The sequence below is a fragment of the Ruegeria sp. S84 genome, from assembly GCF_056583445.1.
Genome location: NZ_CM152618.1, coordinates 2,646,573 through 2,668,093, shown reverse-complemented (window position 1 = coordinate 2,668,093; position 21,521 = coordinate 2,646,573). Strand labels below are relative to the sequence as shown.

The window sequence follows — 21,521 nt, the reverse complement described above, 5'->3', positions numbered from 1 at the left end:
TGCAACAACTTGCGGAAGCTATCGTGGCAATGTGAGCGTCATTCTCTAGCGACTAAAATTTGGGGATATTAAAAACATAAAGCCGCGATTTCTTGGCGTCGTCTGTCAGGATGTAGAGAAGCCCTTTGGTCTCATCGAGAGCGATACCTTCGGGATGTTTAACTTCTTTTTGTTTGCCATCTTCTGTGAACGTCAAACTGATAGACTTTACGGACTTGGATTCTGGATTGTAGATGAAGATCTGACGGCCTTTGTCACTCACAATCCAAAGAGAACGCGAGGACCGGGACCATGCTAGGCCGCTCAAATCTAGTTCATCATCATCTACACGCTCGGAGATAAAACCTGCATCGCGGGCTAAAGGAATGATCTCAATAATTTCGTCTAGCTCTGGCGATAACATCATTAACAACCTTGGTTGTCCCTCAATTCCAACGAAGACCCGCCCGGATTCCGGGTCAACGGCGATGCCTTCGGGTCCCTTGTTCAAAGGGTTGCCGACGAGTAATGCAGCGGCGGTCGGGTAACCTTTAAGAGATGCGAGAGGTATTGTCGTCAGTTGAATGGGGTCAGTTGGGTGAACGACTAGGATTGATCGGTCAGTTTCTTGAAGCACCAAAACAGACCCATCTTTTCGAGGTGCAACACCCTCCAAATCTGATCCTGCCAATGCTGACAACTTGAAAGAGTTTCCTAATACCCCGTCGGCTCCGAGTAGGTGCAGTTTAGGTTCGGCATCACTTACAGACCACAAGAAGCCTTCAGCGTTAGACATTGCCAAACCGGAAGGCTCTGAAAATCCCTCTGATTTGTCTGCCACCTTGAATTTATCGACCAGAACCAAACCAGCACTTTCGGCGTAGGCAAAATCGGACCAAGGCACGAAGGCTGCCGCAACCAAGCTGGCCGCAAAAGCCAGTCGCCTAAGTTTGCAGAAACACCGTGAAATTTCAGCTTTTGACGAAAACACTCTGTTTTCTGTCATTGGATTCTCTCGCGCTTGGACCACATCCCCGTGTCAGCGTTAGTATCACAGTCCGGATGCGATGTCCGAAGAATGCACGGTAATCTCTTTACCTGATCCCGCCTGTTGCGATTGAATTGGACAAGATGTGCCTTTGTCGGAAGGCAATCTGCTAGAGTAAGCAGGAAGGAAGTTAAGTTGAACAAGACTTTCCCACTCCTGGCCGTGCTATTAATAGTACTGTTGCCAGGCGTTGCGGTGTCACAAGTGGACCCCGCAACCATGTTGGCCGGCACTTCAGAGTCGGAAATACTTATCGAGCGACGTTGGACGCAGTTTCGCGGCAGACAGGAACTGTATTTTTTTACTCTCGACGTCATCGTAACTGTCATATTGACTGGACTGATCGTTTATCACCCTGTGAGGCGGAGAGCCCGGAGAAGTGTCAGCGATATTGTCATGCCGCGACTGTTCTTCCTATACGCGCTTGTCGGCATGGCGGTAGGGTTTCTGGTCGTACAGCACGGATCAATGATCGGGTTCGTGATCTTTGGAATAGGAGCCCTGTTGAGGTTCCGATCAAATATGGATGACCCGGTCGACACGGTGGAAATGATTATAGTCACCGTGCTTGGGCTGGCGGTAGGGCTGGGTTTGCCGTTGATGGCCACACTGGTGGCGGTTGTGTGTTGGTGTTTCATTTGGCTCGGTGGGCGAAACAAGGGCGTGGAGATTTCGCTCAAGGCTTCAGACGAAAAGCACTCATTGAACGTCAGCAGCGCCATTGAAGCTATGGCGGCAGACGCTGGCTGGAAGCTGGTCAGAAAACATCACGTTCCGGGCAAATCTCGCGTTTCATTGCTTTTCATCACCTCGGGTGGACTTTCAGAAGCCCGGATAGAAGAGATGATAAACGATCTGGTCCCTGAAAAAGTTGAGCTGAAACTCAACCTCTAGTCATTTCACAAGGTCTAATCGTTTCAACACCGCATTCGGGGATCTGATCTCTTTCGGAAGCGACTTGAAGTTGACCAACCTTTTGAAATCAGGCCCTCGATATACTGCTATCCCAAACTCGCCGTTCGGCTGGAACTTAACATGAGTGAAGCTGTGAGGTGATCTGGCGCTATCGCCAATAAGCCGTCGCGGGCCACCTCCCAAACAAGCTTGGGAAACATAAGCCACACCGTCTTTCCAGCCTGGGTAGAAGGCATGATGGTGGCCTGACAGATGCAGAACGACACCGCTTTCCAAATAGATTTTTTCAAGTGTTGGGTCACCGATGATTTCGCGTTCGCGCTGGATCGCGAAGGGCCAAAGTGGGAGGTGACTGAAAGTGACAACCGGATTTCCATTTGCACCCAGTTCCACAAGTCGGTCCTGTTGATCACCGGATAGCGGCCCTAAGGTCGTAGCATCCAAAGATGCAAACGTTACGCCCTGCATCTCAAACGCGTAGAAGAACGGGTAGTCATCCGAAACCAGGAAGTCGACGTCTGGTTTTCTTGGTGCCCATTCCTCTGCGTATATTTTTCTTTCACGCTCGAACCCACGGTAGGCGGAGGCATCATGGTTCCCAGGCGTGACCGCAAATGGAATTCCGGCGGCCGCTAGAGGATCTGATACGGCTTCGTGAAACGCCTTCCACATTTCTCTAACCTGTTTGTCTGACAAGTTGGGAATGCGCTGTCCCGCGACCATATCTCCGGTCGAAATCACCAAATCGGGATCAATCTCGACTATCCGCTCAATCGCCTTGTCGACGCGGGCATCGTATCTTACTGAGCCATAGCTTCCATTCAGATCCGATATGACGATGACATCCAATGCCACCGCCTTGCAGGCGAGCAGAGCGGTCCAAATGAACGCCGCAAAAAGGGTGGAAAGCTTACGGGGCATTACAGTCCACAGCCTCTACCTCGGTGTCGTTTCTCAAAAAGAATGCGACAGGGTCCAGGTCGAACATCAAATCGCCATTTGAACAATTGCTCTGGAGGATGGACGTTGCCAGCGCGGTATTTTTGACAACTTGGGCAATCTGCCTACCTGAAAGCCCAAGGCTTTGCGACAGCCAGTCATAAACCGGGCCTTGGGTTTGAAGGTCACTGTTCAATGCAACCAAGCGCTGGAACGTGCTTGGAGAGAAGTGCCGCATTTTCTCTAGCATTTGAGTGGATTTCGCGAAGTTGGCATACTCGACCCGCCCACCAGCATCGTTGTCGTTTAGATTGCTTCGACGGATCAAAAGCGCGTTGGCAGGAACATCTCCATCCTTTGGCTGATGGTGCTTCGCTTTCTTATGCTTCAGCTTTCCGTCTTCGACCCAATACCAATAGGGTGTGAAGTCTATGTTTCCTACACGGTCCTGCTGGCTGAAGATGAAGTCGAGTAGAACAATCTCGGTAAGTTCTTGCATCCAAAATGCCATCTGTTGGTCACTGACATTGGGACCGAGATCCTTGTTGATCATCCGGTCTTTTCTGCCTTCTTTAACGCCCTCTGCAATGGCCTCTGACAATGGTTTTGAAGACCGCAAAGCCAAAAAAGCTGGCGTTTCCTGAAAATCACGGTTTTGGCCTTTCCCCCACCCAGATTTGCGGGTGCCGTTGATTTCCGAACCGTATCGATGCCCAGGACTATCAAGCAGTACACCGTATATTTGCGTTCGATCTGCGGTGAATAGATCATCGGTCGGTTGGTATGAGTTCGGATCGGCGTCCGCAGCTGCAAAGACCCGCCAGCCTTCATGGTTCATGCGCCCGCCATGAGAGCCACCCGAAATCGCAAGGCCAGACTCTGCAACCTCGGAAAAATGTGCCTGGGCGTCCATGCTTCGCCAAACGGCGACTGGAACTTTGACAGTCGCGTCGAAATACCTGGAGAAATGATAGTAAAGCAGCGACGAGGTCGAAAATGTTCCACTGGTGCCCTTTTGGTTCATGGTGGACTTGAGCTTAGCTACCCTGTCCTTGGCCAGATTTTTTGCCGCCTTCCCCTCTTTGCAAGCGTTTCTCTCGAACTCAGAACGGTTCCCCGTGTAGGGTCCTTCCGAAATATCGTAGACGGCCATTCCGGGACTGGTGCTCCAGATTTTTGGGCAAATAGCAATTTCGGAGGCATAGAAATCGATCTCGCAATAGGCAGTTTCTTCCTCAAGATCGCTGTCCTTGTACTCGCCAGTCGGAACTTTTTCGATCCGAATACAGCGTTCAGTAATGCCGTTGGGACTATCAAATGTCGTGGCTTCACCCAGAACATCGTCGTTCGCCCACAAGGCAGTGGGTGCAATGAGAGCAAGTGACCCCAGAAGATTGAACTTCATTTAGATAGTCCTCCCGGTATCATTTAGGGCAAATCGCTGCCTGTTGTTCGGTGGAGATTTTCAACTTTGGGTCGACACTGAAGTTGGAGAATTTTGAGTCAATCCACTGGTCGCACCCGCCTGAACAAGGCGCCCCGTTTCGGGCATCATTCCAATAGTCCTTGGCCCTTTCTTCCGTCCAACCGCAAAACTGAACGAGCGCCATTGCCGACAATGCACCCGAGGAATGAACGCCCCACATGCAGTGTACAAGGACAGGGCCCTTTCCAGGGTTTTCAATCACCTCGTGTATGGACGCCATGACAGCACCGGGTCGGGAGGATCTGGCACTTTGATAGTCAAAGGATCCGTTTCCACAACTGGTGCGACCGTACTCAGTGTTTTTGCCAAAGTCGGCGTAAAACCCGGTGGAAAACCCTTCACCGCACAAAGTTTCGCGTTGTCCTTCACTCAGGCCCGTTCGGTCCTTGTCGCCGCCTTTGAAACCAGAGCGATACAATACTCCGCTTAAGACTGGGCGAAAGAAAGCGACGCCATCAACACCTCCGTCGCCGCCCTTTGATAGCATTTGACTGTTGCTTGGACCGCCGTTTCTGCTGGTTACGTCAGAATTCGCAGCGGTTGCGAGAACACCAATGAATATGAGGGACGTCAAAAACCGCATGCCAGTTCCTTTCTATTCTTAAGCGCTATATGCTCAAACTCTTCCCACTTGGTAATCTATTGGAGCGGCTCATTCTCAGCAGCCGTATCAAGTGCGCGATAGACTTTCCGACCTGAAGCTTTAAATCGGCCACACCAGATTGATGATAAAGACGACCACGAAGTAGGCCAGAAATACTTTCCAGTTCAATTGGTGTTTGTTTTCTTCGTTTATCACGCCGGCCGATTTCAAGGCCAGGTTTGTTACAATTAGAGCGACGATGGTAACCGCCGCATGTGCCAAGTCGAAATGCAAACTGAAGCTCCCTTTTGCAGATGTTTGATTGATGAAAAATGTGTCAGCAGTCACCTGATGGCAGCATAGTTACATCTGAGTACCTTCCCTCAGATGTCGTGATCCGAGCACATGCACCAGTATCTTTGTTAAACCAGTACGAGGTCAGCCCTTCGCTGCGGATGAGTTCAAATCCGAGACTTTGGATGCCCATTTCAGCTTGGCCCGCTCTTGCCCCTTCAAATGACGAAAGATCGCTGGAGCTGCCCACAGTTGGTGCACTTGCATCCACTGATCCAACACTGTCGTCGCATGCTGCAAGCGCTGTAATACACGCCGTGCCGATCACCAATAGGACCTTGGGTTTCATCTGTTTTTCCCTCGCTTGTTTGGACTTGCGTTCCAGGGTTTCTGATTGATCACCTATTCAATTCCGAAAATGACGTTGTAGTCGACAGAAGAGTTGCTGCGATTGATAACCTCCACAACATGATCACCGGATTGCCAAAGTTGTCCTCGATACTCTTTGTCCGCCGACATCAATCCTAACAATTCAGATCCATCAGGGTTACGAATAACATAGTCCAAGGAGCCATTTCGCGGCGCAACTCGGACGTAAAGAAACTGTTCGTTCTTTGCACCGAGAACATATTGCTGCGACGCTCCGGGCGCGAGTTCACCAACTAGTTCGGCGCCGGTGGAATCAGCATCGAATTTGACACGTTGGCTACCGGTAGAACCGGCGGCGCCTGCCACTGCTCCACCGCCATCATCCATCGCTTCGACAACCGACATCTCGCCGATGCTTCCATCCTTGTACGCGATGCAGCGCCAAAGCGTTCCGCCTGCGTCACGTAGCATGACGAGCGTACCCGCCTCTGAGAATTCTGAGCTTTCAATCGTACCTGATTGACCGTCTGGTCCTCCAACCTGCCGCAATTGGTCGATACACGCGTCATCGGCTTCTGACATTGCAAAAGCAGCAGTGCCCGCGATTGCGAACATGGGTGTGAGGAGTTTGAGTAAAACGAGTTTCATCAGATGGTTCCCTGTTGGCTTGTCCTTACAGTTTTGTTCCGTACAAAGCGGAACCTCACTTTGCTTCTCGTAACTTTGACAGAAATTCATCGCATGCCCGTGCGCTGCCGACGATCTCATCTGTCGTTTCAATTCCTTGCAGAGATGCCATCTCGGAATTTACGCGATTGAGGATTTGATCCGCTTGCTCGGCGGTGATCAGGTTCTCGGCTTGTGCTCCTTTCAATGTGGTGCAAACACCGGCGGACAAGCCTGTCGCAACGCCGACCCCCATTGCGGCCCCGCCACCCAAGGTCATCGCTCCAACCACGCCGAGGACGAGCCTGATCACAATTCCCAAGATTACTTTTCCCATGTTTTCCTCCTTTTGGGTGAGAAAGAGCTCCGCCTTCACTTCTGGCGCAAACTGCGTACCCATCTGCAAATCAAGACCAGCGCTAACAGGTTGAGCACCGGAACAATCGCCGCGAACCACGGTTTGGCTGACTCTGAGACCAAATCCACTAGAATTATCCAAGGCAGTCCCAACGGCAAAAGGAACACCCCGGACAAGGGGTCTCGTTCCTGTCCCAGCCAGCCGAATGTGCCGGTCAAGAATGCAATCAACGCCAACAGGTACAGGATCGAGAATACGATGATGGTGGTTCTACAAACCAAGTCGAACCTCAGCAGATCAAGCCAGTGCTGCGCAGCCGATTTCGGCTACGCGGCAGACTACTCACAGTGCGCCTTCGTCGCCCAGAAACTCGATACCAGCTGTCGCGCCATCAGTGTAAGCAATGCAATTCCAAGGAGCACGGTCCTCACCAACACCGACAGTGACTTGTGTTCCAGCTTCGCTAAACGCGGATGAGAGCACAACGACTTGCGAATTGTTCGTGGTGTTGGCTACATCTCGCAAACACGCCTGCTGAGCGGGTGTGAGTTCGGCGGACGCACTGGATGTACCCGTGTCGTCGCAGGCCGCAAGCAGTGCGAAACAAGTTGCGCTCGCAATCATCACCATCTTGTTGATCATTTTCTTCTCCCTCTGAGTCTGTTGAAGTTAATGAATTTGAATGCGCTTGTTTGAGGCTCTCGCCTTTGGGCAGCCGACATAACAGACAACGTTCCTGTGACGACCTTTCCCAAAACTTGCCGCGGGGGGCTTGGCGGGCAGAGCACTATTACGTTGACTGCCAAGACCTCCAACAACGTGGGATGGCCGAATGAAATCACTGGCAAAAGCTAGAGCAAACTCTGGAAAGAGGGCGAGTACATTAAGTCTAAGCATCGCACCCTCCCAACGACTGATCCGTGTAAAGTGCCTTCCGGCTGCCAGCACTCACTCCAGCGGCCGGAAGGGCTCGGCGAAGCGAGCAGCAACGACAACAACGGAGGTAAAATGAAAGTTGCATCGAATTCGCATGTTTGAATCTAATTTTTTATAAATCAACATTTTTTCCGCGCGCAAACTTCGCTACCTTTTCATAGGATAGTTTTTTGGCGTTCAAACACAAAAGGAAGGTGGGAAAACCCAGAAGGGCAAGTCTGTTCTATTAGGTGGCGAGGCGTTCTGAGGCCGCACAGAAACTTAGAAAGGGTTGAAAATGGGGTTTGTGGAAGCAGTTAAAACGTGTTTCTCGAAATACTTCCAGTTCTCCGGTCGGGCTATACGCTCAGAATACTGGTGGTTCTTCTTGTTTGTGGTTCTCGTGAGTGCTGCTTTGGCTGTGCTGGATACGATCATATTCGGGACCGACCCTGAAACAGGGCAGGGATCGCGGGCTCTGTCCTCTTTTTTCCAACTGGCTGTTCTCATACCTATGCTGGCCGCCGGTTGGAGAAGGCTGCATGATACAGGACGTCCTGGCTGGTACTTGCTGCTGCCGATGGCGCTCAGCATTACAACGCTTTTTGTTATGCTGGGTGGGGTGGCGTTCTTTTCGGCATTGGAGCAAGGGACGGAAAACCCCGATGCATTGCGAGGACCCGCGGCAGTTTTGGGCGCGACCGGTATTGTTGTTGTCTCAATTCTTCAATTGGTTCTGTCCATCCTGATGATCTGGTGGTTGACGCGACCTTCCCAAGAAGGCGCAAACGAATACGGCGAACCTGTTTCCTGACCAGGTTGTCCGGACAACAGGCTGGAATCTCTGCTGAATGACTGCGCGAAACGTAACACCATGGAGAGAAAAATGAGGTTCAAAACGATTTCCGTTGGAGCTTTGATGATGGCAATTGCGACCACAGCATCGGCGGAGTGGTCGGTCAACTCCGGCCCTAATCCCAATGCATTTATTCAAACCGGAAACATGACGCTGGAACTTCAGTGTAACCGTATCCGCTTTGCTCCGGCCGGATATGAGGACAGCCAGGACATCGTGGATAAGCAGGGGCTTTCCATTCGATTTTTGAAGAACGGCACCACCGAAGTTGGCGCATTTCAGGTTGGCGCAGAAAACGCTGCTGTGCAGATCGTCGACAATTATCCTGTCGAGGTCAGTTTCAATAGTCAGCAGGATTATGGTTTTGTACTGGACCAGCTCGCGGCCAATGCATCCGTTAACCTGTCCATGATTGATCAAGATGTCAGCTACGGAATCTTTGACTTGAAAGGTTCCAGCGCGGCAATTCGGTCCCTTCGTTCCGCCTGCGATTCAGGTGCTAGCCAAGGGGCCTCCTACGAACCCCCAGAAGGCATCGTCTATTGTGGTGGCGGAGCGGTAGAGCGTGTCATCGAACCGGTAATTTTGGACAACCCGGACGGAGAATGGGACGCGCGAGTAACGGTCAACGGCGAGTCGATCAGAGCCATGACGGCCTATAGTTACTTCGGAAACTATGAGCCGCCGGCCGGATTTGTCGTTGCCCTGCTTGGGGAAGACAGGTCCGAGTTTCTGATTTTTAGCGAAGGCTCGGTAAACTGGCTGGAATACGGGGACTACAGATATGATCAGTGCAATTGATGCTGCCTTCCAACCGGCTTCCCAATTGGCAAGCTACTTGAAACGGTCGTTCGCTACGCAGCGCATCAATGACCGCTTTGCAGACTAAAGCAGTCATACGTAGAATCTCTAAAGACGAAAATGCAAATGCGTGATAGCTCCAGATTATGGCCACGACATCTGCGCGAAATCGACCATCCATCCCTTATGCATTTGCCGTTTTTGGTGTTCTTTTTGCTTCAATCTGTTTCGGGCTGGTTCCCTATTTCAGCCGCAGCCTGACCGAACAGGGTGTTGCACCCTATGCGGTCGCATTCTACCGCTACATTGTTGCGGCTCTTCTTCTGCTTCCTGTTCTCATCTTGCACCGAAAAGAATGGCGAGAGATCACTTGGGGCCTTTCAGCCGGAGCCGTAATGGGGCTTGGTTGGATCGGATATGTAACGGCGCTGGAGAAGCTGCCCGCATCGACAGTGGGTGTGCTTTACATGACCTATCCGGTGTTCACCTTGGTAATTGCTTGGGCTGTGTTTGGAGATGCACCCACGCGACGCGCCATGTTGGCCGCTAGTCTGATTGTGGTGGCAGCTGTCATTGCTGGCTCGCCCGCGTCAGTGGCTGCGGAACATCTACCAACGCTGCTGCTATCCCTTGCCGCCCCATTTGGGTTTGGCTTCGGAATTTGCGTCCTGGTACACAGGTTGTCACGGATTGCGCCATTGGCACGTATCGCGTCAGTTTCTCTGGGGTCCGTACTGGGCCTCGCACCGCTTATCATTGGTGCTGAGGTTAGAGAACTTCTCCCAAGGGAACAATCCGATTGGCTTTTCATTGTTGGTATTGGTCTGGTGACCGCTTTCGTGCCCCAGCTTATCTACACGATATGCTCACCTGTTATTGGGGCTTCCCAAACTGCGGTCGTCGGAAGCATCGAATTGCCCACGATGTTTGCCGTGGGATATCTTGCCTTTGGCGAAGCCATCTCTTTACCTCAAGCTTTGGCATGTGCATTAGTGCTGGGCGCAATCGCGATCACAAGAAGTAGAAAGACGCGCACCGTATCCACCGTGCTCGCAAAATCACCGAGGCAGTAGTACTAGGCTCGGTGCTGCCGTTTTCTGCGGTGCACATGACTGGCTGCTTGCGGCCCGAAGCGGGTCTTGCGAATCCCGAGAAACGGAACAGAACCGCAAAGATTTCGCACCATATGATGCCAGGATTTATCGAATCCGTCACAAGATTGAGAACATGTTTGGACGGCTGAAAGAGCGGTTCCGGGTCGCGACCCGTTATGACAGGCGCTTTATCATCTTCATGTCTGCCATCGCCCTCGCGGCAAAGCTTTTGTTTGGGTAATAAGTCGAAATTTTAGGAAATCGCCGTCGAACAGATCAAGCTTGATCCAAAAGTTCTGGCCCACCAGGCCAGGCGTGTAAAACAGCCGCTAGCGCTGCGCGGGCTTACTCTAGCGCCGAACCAACGGTTAAAATCTTTCCATTACTCCAAACTAGCGCCTCGTAACAAACCTCGGCTCCTGCGCCTCCGCACCAACCACCATCTCGTCCAATAAGCAGTATACGGTCAGGCCCCCAGTCAATAAGACGCCAACCCGTTGCCTGCCACGACATGATCTCACCGTCAACGATAAGATTGAGCATGCAACCCCCTGTTCCGCAGTACATAGAGGCAACAGAGGAACAGGAAAACTGGCTTTCATCTACGAGTTCAGCCTTAACCGTGCCAAACTGGGAGCGCAGCTCGATCTCGGTCACAGCGTCACCCTGATCAAACTCTCCATTCTCGAAGTCTTTGCAATCAGCAGCCGCGCTTTCGATGATCCGTTGTGCTTCCTGAGAGGAGGCCAAAACTGTTGTGGCGCAAAACATTACGGCGACCATTGATGCCAGAAGCGTTGCAAACACAAATTTCACCCTTTTCATGCTGTCCTCTTCGTTTGAATTCAGTGATATCCCGCCAAAGTAGCTTCGTAAGAGGCGGTTTCGCCGAAGTTTTCCATCACCCATTCCGGATCGTAGTAGGTGTCGAGATAACGGTTTCCGTCGTCACACAGAATAGTGACGATGGAGCCAGATCGTCCGGCAGCCTCCATCTCTTGCGCAATTTGCAAAGCCCCCCAAAGGTTTGTGCCTGTTGATGGGCCCGCCCGCCGCCTGATCCGATCTTCAAGCCAGAGCATTGTCGCAATGCTAGCCGCATCGGGCACTTGGATCATACGGTCGATTACATCTGCCAAAAATGACTTCTCTACTTTGGGACGTCCGATACCTTCGATACGACTTGAACAGGAGCGGGTCAGGGTCCTGTCTCCGGTTCGAAAACTATCGAAAAACACTGAGTTTTCTGGGTCCACAACAACCAATTCACTGTTAAAGCCTTTGTAGCGAATGTACCGCCCCAGCGTTGCTGAAGTTCCGCCAGTGCCCGCGCTCATCACAATCACCGATGGAATTGGATGTGGCTCTCGTTCCATCTGGCGAAAAAGGCTTTCTGCAATGTTGTTGTTGCCTCGCCAATCCGTCGCCCGCTCGGCGTACGTGAACTGATCCATGAAGTAGCCACCGACTTCAGTTGCCAGTTCAACCGAGGCCTGGTGCATGTCCGGCGCCGCATCGACGAAGTGGATTTCGCCACCTTGGAACCGGATTAGGTCGATTTTACTCTTGGCGGTAGATTTTGGGAGAACCGCGGTAAAAGGCACTCCGATCATACGGGCGAAGTAAGCTTCTGAAACGGCAGTGCTGCCTGACGAGGCTTCGATTACACGTGTCCCTTCCCTAATCTTCCCGTTTACCAACGCATAAAGGAAAAGCGACCGCGCCAACCTGTGCTTGAGACTGCCGGTCGGATGGGTACTTTCATCCTTGAGATAGATGTCTACGCCCTTCAGCCCCCGAACGGGTAACTTGAAAAGGTGCGTATCGGCAGAGCGGTGAGCATCTGCATTGATCTTGGCAATCGACTCCGAAATCCAACGGTCCATACCTCTACTCAATCGCCCTGCTTAGCGCCCGTCAAGCTTGGGAAAATCGTCTTTGGAATTCATGGGGATGCAAGCATGCGCCACCAATTGGTCAGACTATCCATCTAATGGGTAGGAATGCCAATCGTACCAGAGCGTGTTTCAATGAACAGCCAATGATTGAGAGGGAAAAATGTTAAGGTACTATAGGCGACGACTTGAAGCCCAAGGAGAACCAGGCCGAATACATGGATGAGTCCACGCATTCGGTCTTTGTAAGCAAGCAACAGAATTGACACGATCTGGCCGATGCAAATTGCTGCAACAAATATTCCAATATCAATCAACAAAAAGTTGCGCTCAAGTATCGCTGTGTATGCCGTGAATACTGTCACAATCAAAATAGCAGTAATTGCGAGGCTAAATCCCTTCGCACTAAATACGTCCCTTCTTGTAAGTCGGGGTGGAAGCGGCATCAGGCAGGCCCAAAAAAATCCTGGCCAAAAAGCCAGCTTTAAGTGTTCCCAAATTGACTCGTTGACAGCTGCCACAAGCGCCAGTGGCGCCCAACTTCCCAGTAAAACAAATGCAAAGTGCAGCCCGGATCCGAGTAGGATTATCAGGATCGCCCCAATCGCTTCGAGCCAAACTATTCGGGACGAGGTTTCCAGCATGTTTGGATCTCCCAATCCAGATTGTCATATACTTTGCTTAGAAACTCAAAAGTGAAATGCCCACGGGACATAGGAGGTCTACAAGTAGCTTTCACCGTCCATGGCGAGCGGCCATTCCCTAGTCCTTGTAAGAGTTTTTAAAGTTGGACCTCACCGATTTTAAAGCCGCAGTTGCGGTCATTGCCATGCGCTACAATAGACCGTAGGCTGGATTAAAAGCCGGGGTAGAGCATGCACGCTACAAGGTGGGTTATATTATCGGCTGGATTTTTTGCTCTGGCCACAGCGTCGTGCACAGATTTATATCCTGACGCCGATGTCATGCCCACTCGCGCTGATGGGGCGGTTTTTTTCTCAGAAAACTGTACTTTTTGTCATGGTGTGGATGGTAGAGGCGGTGGCCCGGCAAGCAGCGGTCTTTCCGTTGCGCCAACAGATTTGACAACATTGAGCGCGAAGAACGGAGGCACTTTCCCTCAAGCACGCGCACTAAGTTACATCTATGGCGACCCAGAAAACAGCCATCTTGCTCGGGTTATGCCGGAGTTTGGCGGGGAAATGGCGGAAGACCTGGTTCCGGTTGAAATCGAGGGTGTTTTGACGCCCACCCCGCGCGAGTTAGCAGGGTTATTGTTTTTCTTAGAAAGCATCCAACAGTAGGTTAGTGCTCTTGGCGCTAGGTCAGCAATTGACCGTTTGCCGGTGTTCTGGACTTGCACCTTTTTTGACCCGGTGACTATTGCAGGCCTAGCATTGTGAAGCGCCGTGGTTTGCTAGGCGTAAGCTGTCACTCAAAATCTTTTGGCCGAATTGGCGTGTCGAGCCCAATTCTGGCAGACTGCGAGGTGAGATATGATTTATGTCAAAGAGCCGCGCGGTTTCACATGCTAAATTCCGAATGTTAAATAGTGAAGCTATTCTGAGCTCGCTGCTGCCTGTCCCCATCAATCGGTTTTGGGCCACAGGATAGCGAATGTTATATGGTGAAGGACCGACGTTGACCGGGGGAAGATGTCGGTCCATTTCTGTTGTAGTAAACACTCGTTTAGCAAAGGACCTCCAGCATATGAGGTACTTTAGGATCGTTGCAAGCATAGTCATTTCTTCGGTTGCAACGATATCTGCGGCCGACGAGTTTTCGGACCTTGGCAAAGACCTCTTTGTTGAGCATTGCGCCAGATGTCACGGAATCGATGCATCGGGAAAAGGACCTGACGCAGCTGATTTGAAATCAGATCCTGCTGATCTAACAAAGATTTCCGAACGCAGAGGGGGCGTGTGGCCCATGTTGGAGGTCATGTCGATCTTGGACGGTTATTTGAAAGTTCAAGAACCTCGCGATGACATGCCGATAATCACCGAATTGAACGACGGCCCTGCTGTCGAATTCGATACGGGCAACGGTTTGGTTACGCGTATTCCTTCCAGACTTATCGAAATTGCTGAGTATTTGGAGAGTATTCAGTCTCCGAAGCCGGAACGATATGTTCCGTGAAGTTCTGCTCCGCATTTGTGTACGCTAAAGAGTGCTGCGTTGGGCGGTTTCCGTAGTCGCCAAGGAGCAACGAATATGAGGATCGCGTTGTGGACGATGCCGTCGCGGTCTGGCCTAGCTTGCTTCAATATCAGGACTCTCGCTTCACAGCGGTCTAATCCAAGACTTCTTGTAACACTTCACCGCTCGCACCATTAGGACGCGCCGTGCTCAATATTGCAGACAGTGTGGATGCGAGAGCAGTCGTGCAAACACGGCGTGCGACCCGTTGCGGTTTTAAGTTCGGTCCAGCAAAGATAATCGGCACATGTGTGTCACCGCGCCACGGTGACCCGTGGGTGGATGTAACGGACAGACCATCGAAGTCCGGGATGAACCAGCCGGGTTTGAAGACTACGTATATGTTCCCGGATCGGGTCGGATGATAGTTGTTGCGGATCAGGCGCATGATGTCGGTATCGGGCAGGAGGTTTGCTTCGATAGCCGTACTGGGGACGGCGAATGCCACATCGGGAAAGGATAGAAGCTCTTCTGCAATAGCTGACTCCAGCGTGGGTAAATCAATATCACGGCGAGCCAATACTTCGGGGGCGATATTGAGATAGGGGTGATTATAACCCTCAAGCAATTTCCCGGTGATCCCAAACCGCTCCTTAAGCCTGGCTATCTGTTCCGTCGGGTCCCATGTGTCCGGAGCAACAAGGCCAGTTTGGATGCCAACACTCTCCAAATAGCCCGGCGCATCGGTGGTGCCGTGGTCCGCCGATAGAACGATCAAAACGTTTTCCAGCCCAATCCGTTCGTCGATAAATGCGAAGAGATTCATGAGAGTCTGATCGAGGCGGTATATCGTGTCCTCGGCTTCAAGACTGGAGGGGCCAAACACATGGTTGACGTAATCCACGGACGAGAAGCTAATCGCCAGGTAATCCGTTACCGCGTCTTGCCCGATATCCTCGGCATCAATCAATCGTTTGGCAAATTGCGCCGTCAGATCGTCGCCAGCGGGACTAAGCGTTAAAAAGGTCGTAAAGTAGGGATCTTCTAGCGGATCAAACCCATTTTGCGTCGAAGAATAGCGATGAGGAAAGGTTATGCCGAACCCGGCGACATCCGTCTCCCATGGTTGGTTGTCACTGTCGCGAAAGACATAGGCTTCCTTTGGGTGCATCAATTCCCAAGAGGTTCCTTCAAAGGAGGCGCTCGGCGATGCATCATTCCAGGCGGAAACCCAATCCGGGTATTTGTCGTAATAGTAGGAGCTTGTAACAAAACGGTTTGCGGCTTTTGAGAACCAGAAGGCTTTGCCGCTTTGTCCCGCCATTGTAATAGCCCCACGGTCTTTGATTGAAACTCCAAAGACCTTGGCAGCACCAGCAGTGGAAGCGTTTAATTCGTCCGAAAGCGTCGTAACAATCATAGCGCGTGGTGACCGCCCATCTGTGCCAGCTGCCGCCTGTGTTGGGTCAATTTCAATATCGTCATTGACGCCAGCGCCATCTCCAAGAAGCGGAGCGGTGCTGTCTTCAACGTTGTAAACAACGCGGTCCAGGGTTCTGTCGAACCAAATGTTTCCGATCATCCCGTGCACTGCCGGTGTTGCCCCGGTCGCCAATGTGGCGTGCCCGACAACCGTCTCTGTATTGGCATGGCAATGATGGGCGTCCAGATAGTGTACACCGTTTTCTAGTAAATACTTAAGGCCACCCTCCCCAAGATTCTCAAAGTAGCGTGTCGGCAAATCGCCCCGAAACGCGTCAACGGTCAGCTGCAAAACGAGACGAGGAGGTTCTTGAGCATACGCAGGAGCGACTGCAACCAACCACAAAGACAAACAAGCTCTCAGTGTATTGGTCATAGTGTTTCCTTTCGCTGTATTGCGCAGCAGGTTGGCGGCGACCGAAATTGCGCGCTAGAACAACCCGTTTCAATACCAAAATGATAAAAAAAACGCTTCACGTCTACTTCTTCCGATGTATCGCGAAAGAGCCTGCAACATCCAAACCGTTGTTCATACAAACAATTTCTTGGAACTGAGATGCCCGGATCGGTTTTGATCCAAAACAAGGCTTTGAGTCTTTGGAGACACTAAACTCTGCGCCAGAAACCCAGTTTCAGGTGAAACGCTATGACAAAAAACCTATCGGTTTTTCTTATTTTGGCTGGTTTTGTAATTGCTGGAGCGTTGCTATATGCCGTTGTTGCCGAGGATAGCGATGAATTGCCGGTCGGGTTTGTTCAAGGAAACGGGCGGGTTGAAGCGGAACAAGTCGAAATAGCACCAACTAGTGCAGGTCGGGTTGCGAAGGTAACGGCAACAGAAGGCAGTATGGTTGCAACCGGTCAAATCCTGGCCGAAATGGACATAGACGAGCTATCTGCCGCCCTAGACCGGGCTAAAGCCGAGGTAGCATTGGCAAATCAAACAAAGGCCGAAGCAGAAGCGCTCGTAGTGCAACGCCAAAGCGAGCAGCGCAGGGCTGAGCAAGAGCTTGATCGTGCCGCGGCGTTGCTGGCAGGACAAAATATCTCCAAAACTATTTTTGAAGATCGCGATACTACTCATAAGGTTGCTACAGCAGTATTGGGCGCCGCCAAAGCCCGAGTTGCAACCGCAGAAAGCCGTATTGCTGCCGCTGAGGCGGAAGTGCGCAGGATTGAGGCACAGATTGAAGACAGCGCTCTAGTGGCACCTGTGCCCGGACGCGTGCTTTACCGGCTTGCAGAACCCGGAGAGGTGGTTGGCGCGGGCGAACCAATCCTGACTATTCTTGGCCTTGAGAATGTTTACATGGAAGTTTTTCTTCCGGCGCGTGAAGCCGGACTTTTGCCCATTGGAGCTGAGGCTCGCATCGTGCTCGACGCTTTGCCGGAATATGCGATACCTGCATACGTGAGCTTTGTTTCTCCCGAGGCACAATTCACCCCCAAACAGGTCGAGACCCTGGATGAGCGAGAGCAACTGGTTTTTCGCGTTCGCGTCCGTATCCCAATAGACTTGGTTGAAAGTCGGATTGAGCACGTCAAAACCGGTCTGCGCGGTGTCGCGGTGATCCGGCTTGACCCAACCGTTGCTTGGCCTGAGGCGCTTGAACAACGCATCCCAGAAGAGCTGTTCGAATGAGAGTAGAGGATGACGCCTGCGATATTCACATTTCAGGTGTTACGCACCGTTATCGCAAGCATGTTGCATTGGACTCTGTTTCGTTGGAACTGCCAGTTGGCCAGCTTGTTGGCTTTATCGGGCCGGATGGGGTGGGAAAGTCTACACTGCTTGGTTTGATCACCGGCGCAAAGAAACTGCAATCCGGCAATATCGACGTTTTAGGCGGCCCGATTGGCGATTCTGGTCATCGGCACGGCATTTGCCCAGCAATCGCTTTCATGCCGCAAGGGTTGGGTCGAAACCTGTATCCGGAGCTTTCTGTGCGCGAGAACCTCGAGTTCTTCTCAGGTCTCTTTGCTCAAGGGCATTCAGAGCGGGACGAACGTATCGCAGCGCTATTGGCTGCGACAGGGCTTGCGCAGTTTGAAGACCGCCTGATGGGCAAGCTCTCGGGTGGGATGAAGCAAAAACTAGGTCTTTGCTGTGCGTTAATCCATGACCCCAAACTTTTGGTTTTGGATGAGCCAACTACCGGGGTCGACCCGTTGTCGCGTCGGCAGTTCTGGGCTTTGATTGATGCAATCCGAGCAAAAAGCCCTGAACTGTCGGTATTGGTTTCAACGGCATACATGGAAGAAGCCGACGGTTTTGACCGGATTGTCGCGATGGACGCGGGTCAAGTCATCTTTCATGGTAAGCCCGCCGAATTGAAAGGGAGTGATGTCGACCTCGAAATTGCATATCGGCGTCTGAGAGCACGGGAGTTGCCTGTCGAACCGGCGGGGAAAAACAAAACGAATGGGAAGATCGAAGCAAGCCCAGTGATAGTTGCGCGTGGACTGACACGACGCTTTGGTGATTTCACGGCCGTAGACAACGTCGACTTCACAATCAATCGCGGAGAGATATTCGGGTTTCTAGGATCAAACGGTTGCGGCAAGTCCACGACAATGAAGATGCTGACTGGCTTGTTACCTTCCAGCTCAGGTGAAGCACTGCTGTTTGGCAACCCTGTCGATGCATATGACCGAAAAATGAGGCGTGATATAGGCTACATGAGCCAGGCCTTTTCCTTGTATGGCGAGTTGACGGTCCATCAGAACCTACAATTGCATGCGCGGATATTTGTAATTGCCGACCGAGAACAACGTGTTTCGGAACTCACTAAGCGCTTTGGGCTCGAGGAGCACCGTCATACGTTGGCGACGGCACTGCCCCTGGGGATCAAACAGCGACTGTCGCTAGCCGTAGCTGTGATCCACCGTCCGCGAGTGCTAATACTCGACGAACCAACATCCGGTGTGGATCCAGAGGCGCGCGATTCCTTCTGGGACTTGCTGATTGAGCTCTCTCGAAATGAGTCGGTTACAATCTTTGTGTCCACTCATTTCATGGGTGAGGCGGAACGCTGTGATCGCGTTTCTTTTATGCATGCTGGTAGAGTTCTAGCGGAAGGTACTCCGGCTGAACTGATCGCTGTTGAAGGGGCGGAAAACCTTGAAGACGCCTTCATTTCGATATTGGAAGCAGCAGAAAAACCAGTCTCTGTTGTCGCGCCAGAGGTGGGTTTTGGGACCAAATCCCACGCCGGGGGAGGAGCGTTTTCTCGTGTATTGGCATATGCGCGGCGCGAAACCGTTGAAGTAGCTCGCGACCCGGTGCGTCTGGCTTTCGCATTTCTGGGTTCTGCTATTCTAATGTTAGTTTTTTGCTTTGGAATTACGCTGGATATCGATGAGCTTGAATTCGCTGTACTTGACCTTTCTCAGGGGCCGGAGAGTCGTGCTTATTCGGCTGAATTTGCCGGATCGTCCTACTTTAAAGCCACTTCGCCGCTGCAAAGCGCCAGCGAAGGGCGCGACCGTCTAGTGGCAGGAGAGGTCTCTCTGGTTGTTGAGTTACCACCTGACTTTGACCGAAAGATGAGTACGGGTGAACCGACCCAGATACTTGCAACTGTAGACGGTGCTATCCCATTTAAGGGTGAGACGGTTGAAGGTTATGTTTCCGGATTGCACCAATCATTTCTCGCGGAATATGCCCTTAACAATGGCAAAAGCCAGATAGATATCGCCAGGATCGAACCCCGGTTTCGCTACAATCAGAGCTTTGAAAGCATCGCCGCGATGGCTCCGGCAATGCCTGCCATACTACTGATTATGTTGCCAGCTGTTTTGACTGCCGTAAGCGTAGCAAGGGAACGAGAGCTGGGGTCAGTTGTCAATTTCTACGTGACACCAACCACGCGGCTTGAATTTTTAGTCGGCAAACAAATTCCGTACATTTTAATCGCCTACGCAAATTTTCTGCTTTTGGCCGGAATGACCGTTTTTCTTTTCGGGGTGCCCTTAAAAGGAAATCCTTTCCCTTTGGCTGTTGGTGCCCTTCTTTACGTTTGGGCAACAACATCCTACGGGTTGTTGATCGCTACAATGACATCCAGTCAGGTGGCCGCCACATTTGCAACTGCCATCGCCTCAGTTGTCCCAACAATCCAGTTCTCAGGACTGTTGCAACCTGTTTCAACGCTTGAAGGGGGCGCACAAGTGGTGGGTTCACTTTGGCCTTCCTCATATTTCCTACACCTAAACGTTGGTGCTTTCACCAAAGGTTTGGGTTGGGAGGCCCTTGCGCCAGACATTCTGGCCCTAGCCTGCTTCGGACCCGCTCTGACACTGATCGCAGCCCTATGCCTTCGGGCGCAGGAGAAGTGAATGCAGCGCTTATACTGCATATTCTGGCTAGGCTTGAAGGAAGTGATGAGCCTGCGCCGTGATTGGGTGATGATGGCATTGTTGGTTTGGTCTTTCACGCTGGCCCCGATCATGGAAGCAACGGGAGTGGCAAGTTCTGTAAACAACGCCTCGATAGCGTTTGCGGATGAAGACGACTCGCCACTTTCTCGAGCACTTGCCACAGCGTTTTTCCCACCAGAGTTCCAACCGGTCGTCCAAATCGAACCCGGAAAAGAACCTGCTTACATGGATGCTGGGCGTTTTATTTTCGTTGTGGCTGTGCCCCCCGGATTCGAGAAGGACCTGCGCGCAGGGCGCAGTCCGGAGATTCAAGTTCTCATTGACGCAACCGCTATGGAACAGGCCGGAATTGGTGCAAACTACATCACCAGTATCTTGAGCGCTGAAATATATCGCTATGCAATTGGTATCGATCTAGTGGATGCTCCCTCAATCAGTGTCATTCTAAGAAGCGCCTTCAACCCAAATAGAGATACTGTACGTTTTGCTGGTATCGTTGCTCTGATTGGCCAGATCATGTGGCTCACAACTATTTTGACCGGAGCGGCAATGATTAGAGAACGAGAGCACGGGACCATTGAACATCTCCTTGCCATGCCTCTTGCTCCATTTGACATTGCTATTGCCAAAATTTGGGCGAATGCAGCAGTGGTTTTGGTCGCGGCTGGTCTTTCACTAACGTTTGTGATGCAGGGTTCTTTGGGCATCAATATCGCTGGATCCAAGATGTTGTTTTTGGTTGGCACGGCGTTGTTTCTTTTTACTGCGACGGCGCTTGGGGTGTTTCTGGCAACCATTGCACGCTCTATGGCGCAGTTCGCGCTTCTGGTTATGTTGATTGTGCTGCCAATGCTAATGCTTTCAGGTGGCGAGACCCCAATTGAAGGTCAGCCAGCGTGGTTGCAGGCAGGTACTTTGGTTTTGCCATCACGCCACTACATGTCAGCAAGTCAGGCTATTGTTTTCAAAGGCGCTGGTATTGAGACTGTCTGGCCGGAATTCGTTTGGATGACGTTTTTAGGAATTGCTTTGTTACTAATGAGCCTACGGCTTTTTCGGCGTTCTCTTGCGCAGATCAGCTAACGCTCCAATCTGTTGGCTTTGACAGATTGGAGCGCTAGCTGATCGGCCTCTGAAGAAAGTTTGGATATCTGCTGGGCAGAAGTCAGGGCATCAGCGACTGTATGAGCGTTAGCCAAAATATCGCTAGTCATGTTAGTACTATACGTTTTGGCACCAGATACAGCCCGGACATCTGTGCTGCGTTGAGGGAACCTTTGTGAAACTGCACGAAACTCGTTCAACTCATTAAGTGAGGTCAG

The 21,521-nt window shown here is 51.6% G+C and carries 21 protein-coding genes and 1 pseudogene; 10 read left to right on the top strand and 12 right to left on the bottom strand.

Going from position 1 to position 21,521, the window contains the following annotated elements; translation table 11 throughout:
• Positions 1–52: 52 nt before the first annotated feature.
• On the bottom strand, positions 53–985 hold the full coding sequence (locus AC1DFB_RS13415) for an SdiA-regulated domain-containing protein (RefSeq protein WP_480921445.1): 933 nt from the start codon (positions 983–985) through the stop codon (positions 53–55).
• A gap of 177 nt (positions 986–1,162) precedes the next feature.
• Here AC1DFB_RS13415 and AC1DFB_RS13410 point away from each other — a divergent pair, with 177 nt between their 5' ends.
• Positions 1,163–1,921 carry a hypothetical protein gene (locus AC1DFB_RS13410; protein ID WP_480921444.1) on the top strand — a complete coding sequence of 253 codons (759 nt, stop codon included), beginning with the start codon at positions 1,163–1,165 and terminating at the stop codon, positions 1,919–1,921.
• Here the strand turns inward: AC1DFB_RS13410 and AC1DFB_RS13405 are convergent, their stop codons facing one another.
• The 7 genes from AC1DFB_RS13405 to AC1DFB_RS13375 form a co-directional block, all read right to left on the bottom strand.
• Complete coding sequence (locus tag AC1DFB_RS13405; protein ID WP_480921443.1) at positions 1,922–2,863, bottom strand: metallophosphoesterase family protein; 942 nt, start codon at positions 2,861–2,863, stop codon at positions 1,922–1,924.
• Positions 2,853–4,286 carry a hypothetical protein gene (locus AC1DFB_RS13400; RefSeq protein ID WP_480921442.1) on the bottom strand — a complete coding sequence of 478 codons (1,434 nt, stop codon included), beginning with the start codon at positions 4,284–4,286 and terminating at the stop codon, positions 2,853–2,855. The genes AC1DFB_RS13405 and AC1DFB_RS13400 overlap by 11 nt, the downstream gene beginning before the upstream one ends.
• A 784-nt stretch (positions 4,287–5,070) precedes the next feature.
• Positions 5,071–5,298 (bottom strand): hypothetical protein, encoded by a 228-nt coding sequence (locus AC1DFB_RS13395; protein ID WP_171656736.1) that lies wholly within the window; start codon positions 5,296–5,298, stop codon positions 5,071–5,073.
• The gene (locus tag AC1DFB_RS13390) at positions 5,288–5,593 is read right to left on the bottom strand and encodes a hypothetical protein (RefSeq protein ID WP_480921441.1); all 306 of its coding nucleotides are present in this window, start codon (positions 5,591–5,593) and stop codon (positions 5,288–5,290) included. The genes AC1DFB_RS13395 and AC1DFB_RS13390 overlap by 11 nt, the downstream gene beginning before the upstream one ends.
• Before the next feature lie 53 nt (positions 5,594–5,646).
• Positions 5,647–6,261 carry a hypothetical protein gene (locus tag AC1DFB_RS13385; RefSeq protein WP_480815069.1) on the bottom strand — a complete coding sequence of 205 codons (615 nt, stop codon included), beginning with the start codon at positions 6,259–6,261 and terminating at the stop codon, positions 5,647–5,649.
• Between the two features lie 55 nt (positions 6,262–6,316).
• Entirely contained in the window at positions 6,317–6,616 is a 300-nt protein-coding gene (locus AC1DFB_RS13380; RefSeq protein ID WP_480921440.1) for a hypothetical protein, read from the bottom strand.
• A 363-nt stretch (positions 6,617–6,979) separates the two neighbouring features.
• Positions 6,980–7,279, bottom strand: a complete 300-nt coding sequence (locus tag AC1DFB_RS13375; RefSeq protein WP_480921439.1) for a hypothetical protein — start codon at positions 7,277–7,279, stop codon at positions 6,980–6,982.
• A 571-nt stretch (positions 7,280–7,850) separates the two neighbouring features.
• On the opposite strand from AC1DFB_RS13375, the gene AC1DFB_RS13370 reads away from it, so the two are divergent.
• The 4 genes and pseudogenes from AC1DFB_RS13370 to AC1DFB_RS13355 all read left to right on the top strand — a co-directional run.
• Positions 7,851–8,366 carry a DUF805 domain-containing protein gene (locus AC1DFB_RS13370; protein WP_480815072.1) on the top strand — a complete coding sequence of 172 codons (516 nt, stop codon included), beginning with the start codon at positions 7,851–7,853 and terminating at the stop codon, positions 8,364–8,366.
• A 108-nt stretch (positions 8,367–8,474) separates the two neighbouring features.
• Positions 8,475–9,209 carry a hypothetical protein gene (locus tag AC1DFB_RS13365; RefSeq protein WP_480921438.1) on the top strand — a complete coding sequence of 245 codons (735 nt, stop codon included), beginning with the start codon at positions 8,475–8,477 and terminating at the stop codon, positions 9,207–9,209.
• A gap of 146 nt (positions 9,210–9,355) precedes the next feature.
• Complete coding sequence (locus AC1DFB_RS13360; RefSeq protein ID WP_170781830.1) at positions 9,356–10,282, top strand: DMT family transporter; 927 nt, start codon at positions 9,356–9,358, stop codon at positions 10,280–10,282.
• 112 nt (positions 10,283–10,394) lie between these two features.
• Positions 10,395–10,544, top strand: a pseudogene (locus AC1DFB_RS13355) (IS5/IS1182 family transposase); the annotation flags it as partial.
• A gap of 104 nt (positions 10,545–10,648) precedes the next feature.
• Here the strand turns inward: AC1DFB_RS13355 and AC1DFB_RS13350 are convergent.
• From AC1DFB_RS13350 to AC1DFB_RS13340, 3 genes are all read right to left on the bottom strand, one after another.
• Entirely contained in the window at positions 10,649–11,128 is a 480-nt protein-coding gene (locus AC1DFB_RS13350; protein ID WP_480921437.1) for a hypothetical protein, read from the bottom strand.
• Between the two features lie 20 nt (positions 11,129–11,148).
• The gene (locus AC1DFB_RS13345) at positions 11,149–12,189 is read right to left on the bottom strand and encodes a PLP-dependent cysteine synthase family protein (RefSeq protein ID WP_480921436.1); all 1,041 of its coding nucleotides are present in this window, start codon (positions 12,187–12,189) and stop codon (positions 11,149–11,151) included.
• Between the two features lie 104 nt (positions 12,190–12,293).
• On the bottom strand, positions 12,294–12,842 hold the full coding sequence (locus AC1DFB_RS13340; RefSeq protein WP_480921435.1) for a DUF6512 family protein: 549 nt from the start codon (positions 12,840–12,842) through the stop codon (positions 12,294–12,296).
• A 321-nt stretch (positions 12,843–13,163) separates the two neighbouring features.
• On the opposite strand from AC1DFB_RS13340, the gene AC1DFB_RS13335 reads away from it, so the two are divergent.
• Both AC1DFB_RS13335 and AC1DFB_RS13330 read left to right on the top strand, forming a co-directional pair.
• Positions 13,164–13,502, top strand: coding sequence for a c-type cytochrome (locus AC1DFB_RS13335; protein ID WP_480921434.1), 339 nt, complete (start codon positions 13,164–13,166; stop codon positions 13,500–13,502).
• A gap of 313 nt (positions 13,503–13,815) precedes the next feature.
• Positions 13,816–14,337, top strand: a complete 522-nt coding sequence (locus AC1DFB_RS13330) for a c-type cytochrome (protein WP_480921433.1) — start codon at positions 13,816–13,818, stop codon at positions 14,335–14,337.
• A 154-nt stretch (positions 14,338–14,491) separates the two neighbouring features.
• Here AC1DFB_RS13330 and AC1DFB_RS13325 read toward each other — a convergent pair whose 3' ends face one another.
• On the bottom strand, positions 14,492–16,195 hold the full coding sequence (locus AC1DFB_RS13325) for an alkaline phosphatase family protein (protein WP_480921432.1): 1,704 nt from the start codon (positions 16,193–16,195) through the stop codon (positions 14,492–14,494).
• A 270-nt stretch (positions 16,196–16,465) separates the two neighbouring features.
• On the opposite strand from AC1DFB_RS13325, the gene AC1DFB_RS13320 reads away from it, so the two are divergent.
• The 3 genes from AC1DFB_RS13320 to AC1DFB_RS13310 are packed head-to-tail and all read left to right on the top strand — an operon-like array spanning position 16,466 to position 21,282.
• Positions 16,466–17,461 carry an HlyD family secretion protein gene (locus AC1DFB_RS13320; RefSeq protein ID WP_480921431.1) on the top strand — a complete coding sequence of 332 codons (996 nt, stop codon included), beginning with the start codon at positions 16,466–16,468 and terminating at the stop codon, positions 17,459–17,461.
• Positions 17,458–20,157: a ribosome-associated ATPase/putative transporter RbbA gene (gene rbbA, locus AC1DFB_RS13315; RefSeq protein WP_480921430.1), complete on the top strand. Its 2,700-nt coding sequence runs from the start codon at positions 17,458–17,460 to the stop codon at positions 20,155–20,157. Before AC1DFB_RS13320 ends, rbbA begins: the two co-directional genes overlap by 4 nt.
• On the top strand, positions 20,158–21,282 hold the full coding sequence (locus AC1DFB_RS13310; protein WP_170408455.1) for an ABC transporter permease: 1,125 nt from the start codon (positions 20,158–20,160) through the stop codon (positions 21,280–21,282).
• Positions 21,283–21,521 lie beyond the last annotated feature (239 nt).

Excerpts from the sequence above, each read along its gene's own strand:
- AC1DFB_RS13415 (WP_480921445.1), bottom strand. The coding sequence starts at position 985 with ATGACAGAAAACAGAGTGTTTTCGTCAAAAGCTGAAATTTCACGGTGT.
- AC1DFB_RS13405 (WP_480921443.1), bottom strand. The coding sequence starts at position 2,863 with ATGCCCCGTAAGCTTTCCACCCTTTTTGCGGCGTTCATTTGGACCGCT.
- AC1DFB_RS13400 (WP_480921442.1), bottom strand. The coding sequence starts at position 4,286 with ATGAAGTTCAATCTTCTGGGGTCACTTGCTCTCATTGCACCCACTGCC.
- AC1DFB_RS13390 (WP_480921441.1), bottom strand. The coding sequence starts at position 5,593 with ATGAAACCCAAGGTCCTATTGGTGATCGGCACGGCGTGTATTACAGCG.
- AC1DFB_RS13385 (WP_480815069.1), bottom strand. The coding sequence starts at position 6,261 with ATGAAACTCGTTTTACTCAAACTCCTCACACCCATGTTCGCAATCGCG.
- AC1DFB_RS13380 (WP_480921440.1), bottom strand. The coding sequence starts at position 6,616 with ATGGGAAAAGTAATCTTGGGAATTGTGATCAGGCTCGTCCTCGGCGTG.
- AC1DFB_RS13375 (WP_480921439.1), bottom strand. The coding sequence starts at position 7,279 with ATGATCAACAAGATGGTGATGATTGCGAGCGCAACTTGTTTCGCACTG.
- AC1DFB_RS13370 (WP_480815072.1), top strand. The coding sequence starts at position 7,851 with ATGGGGTTTGTGGAAGCAGTTAAAACGTGTTTCTCGAAATACTTCCAG.
- AC1DFB_RS13365 (WP_480921438.1), top strand. The coding sequence starts at position 8,475 with ATGGCAATTGCGACCACAGCATCGGCGGAGTGGTCGGTCAACTCCGGC.
- AC1DFB_RS13360 (WP_170781830.1), top strand. The coding sequence starts at position 9,356 with ATGGCCACGACATCTGCGCGAAATCGACCATCCATCCCTTATGCATTT.
- AC1DFB_RS13350 (WP_480921437.1), bottom strand. The coding sequence starts at position 11,128 with ATGAAAAGGGTGAAATTTGTGTTTGCAACGCTTCTGGCATCAATGGTC.
- AC1DFB_RS13345 (WP_480921436.1), bottom strand. The coding sequence starts at position 12,189 with ATGGACCGTTGGATTTCGGAGTCGATTGCCAAGATCAATGCAGATGCT.
- AC1DFB_RS13340 (WP_480921435.1), bottom strand. The coding sequence starts at position 12,842 with ATGCTGGAAACCTCGTCCCGAATAGTTTGGCTCGAAGCGATTGGGGCG.
- AC1DFB_RS13335 (WP_480921434.1), top strand. The coding sequence starts at position 13,164 with ATGCCCACTCGCGCTGATGGGGCGGTTTTTTTCTCAGAAAACTGTACT.
- AC1DFB_RS13330 (WP_480921433.1), top strand. The coding sequence starts at position 13,816 with ATGTTATATGGTGAAGGACCGACGTTGACCGGGGGAAGATGTCGGTCC.
- AC1DFB_RS13325 (WP_480921432.1), bottom strand. The coding sequence starts at position 16,195 with ATGACCAATACACTGAGAGCTTGTTTGTCTTTGTGGTTGGTTGCAGTC.
- AC1DFB_RS13320 (WP_480921431.1), top strand. The coding sequence starts at position 16,466 with ATGACAAAAAACCTATCGGTTTTTCTTATTTTGGCTGGTTTTGTAATT.
- rbbA (WP_480921430.1), top strand. The coding sequence starts at position 17,458 with ATGAGAGTAGAGGATGACGCCTGCGATATTCACATTTCAGGTGTTACG.
- AC1DFB_RS13310 (WP_170408455.1), top strand. The coding sequence starts at position 20,158 with ATGCAGCGCTTATACTGCATATTCTGGCTAGGCTTGAAGGAAGTGATG.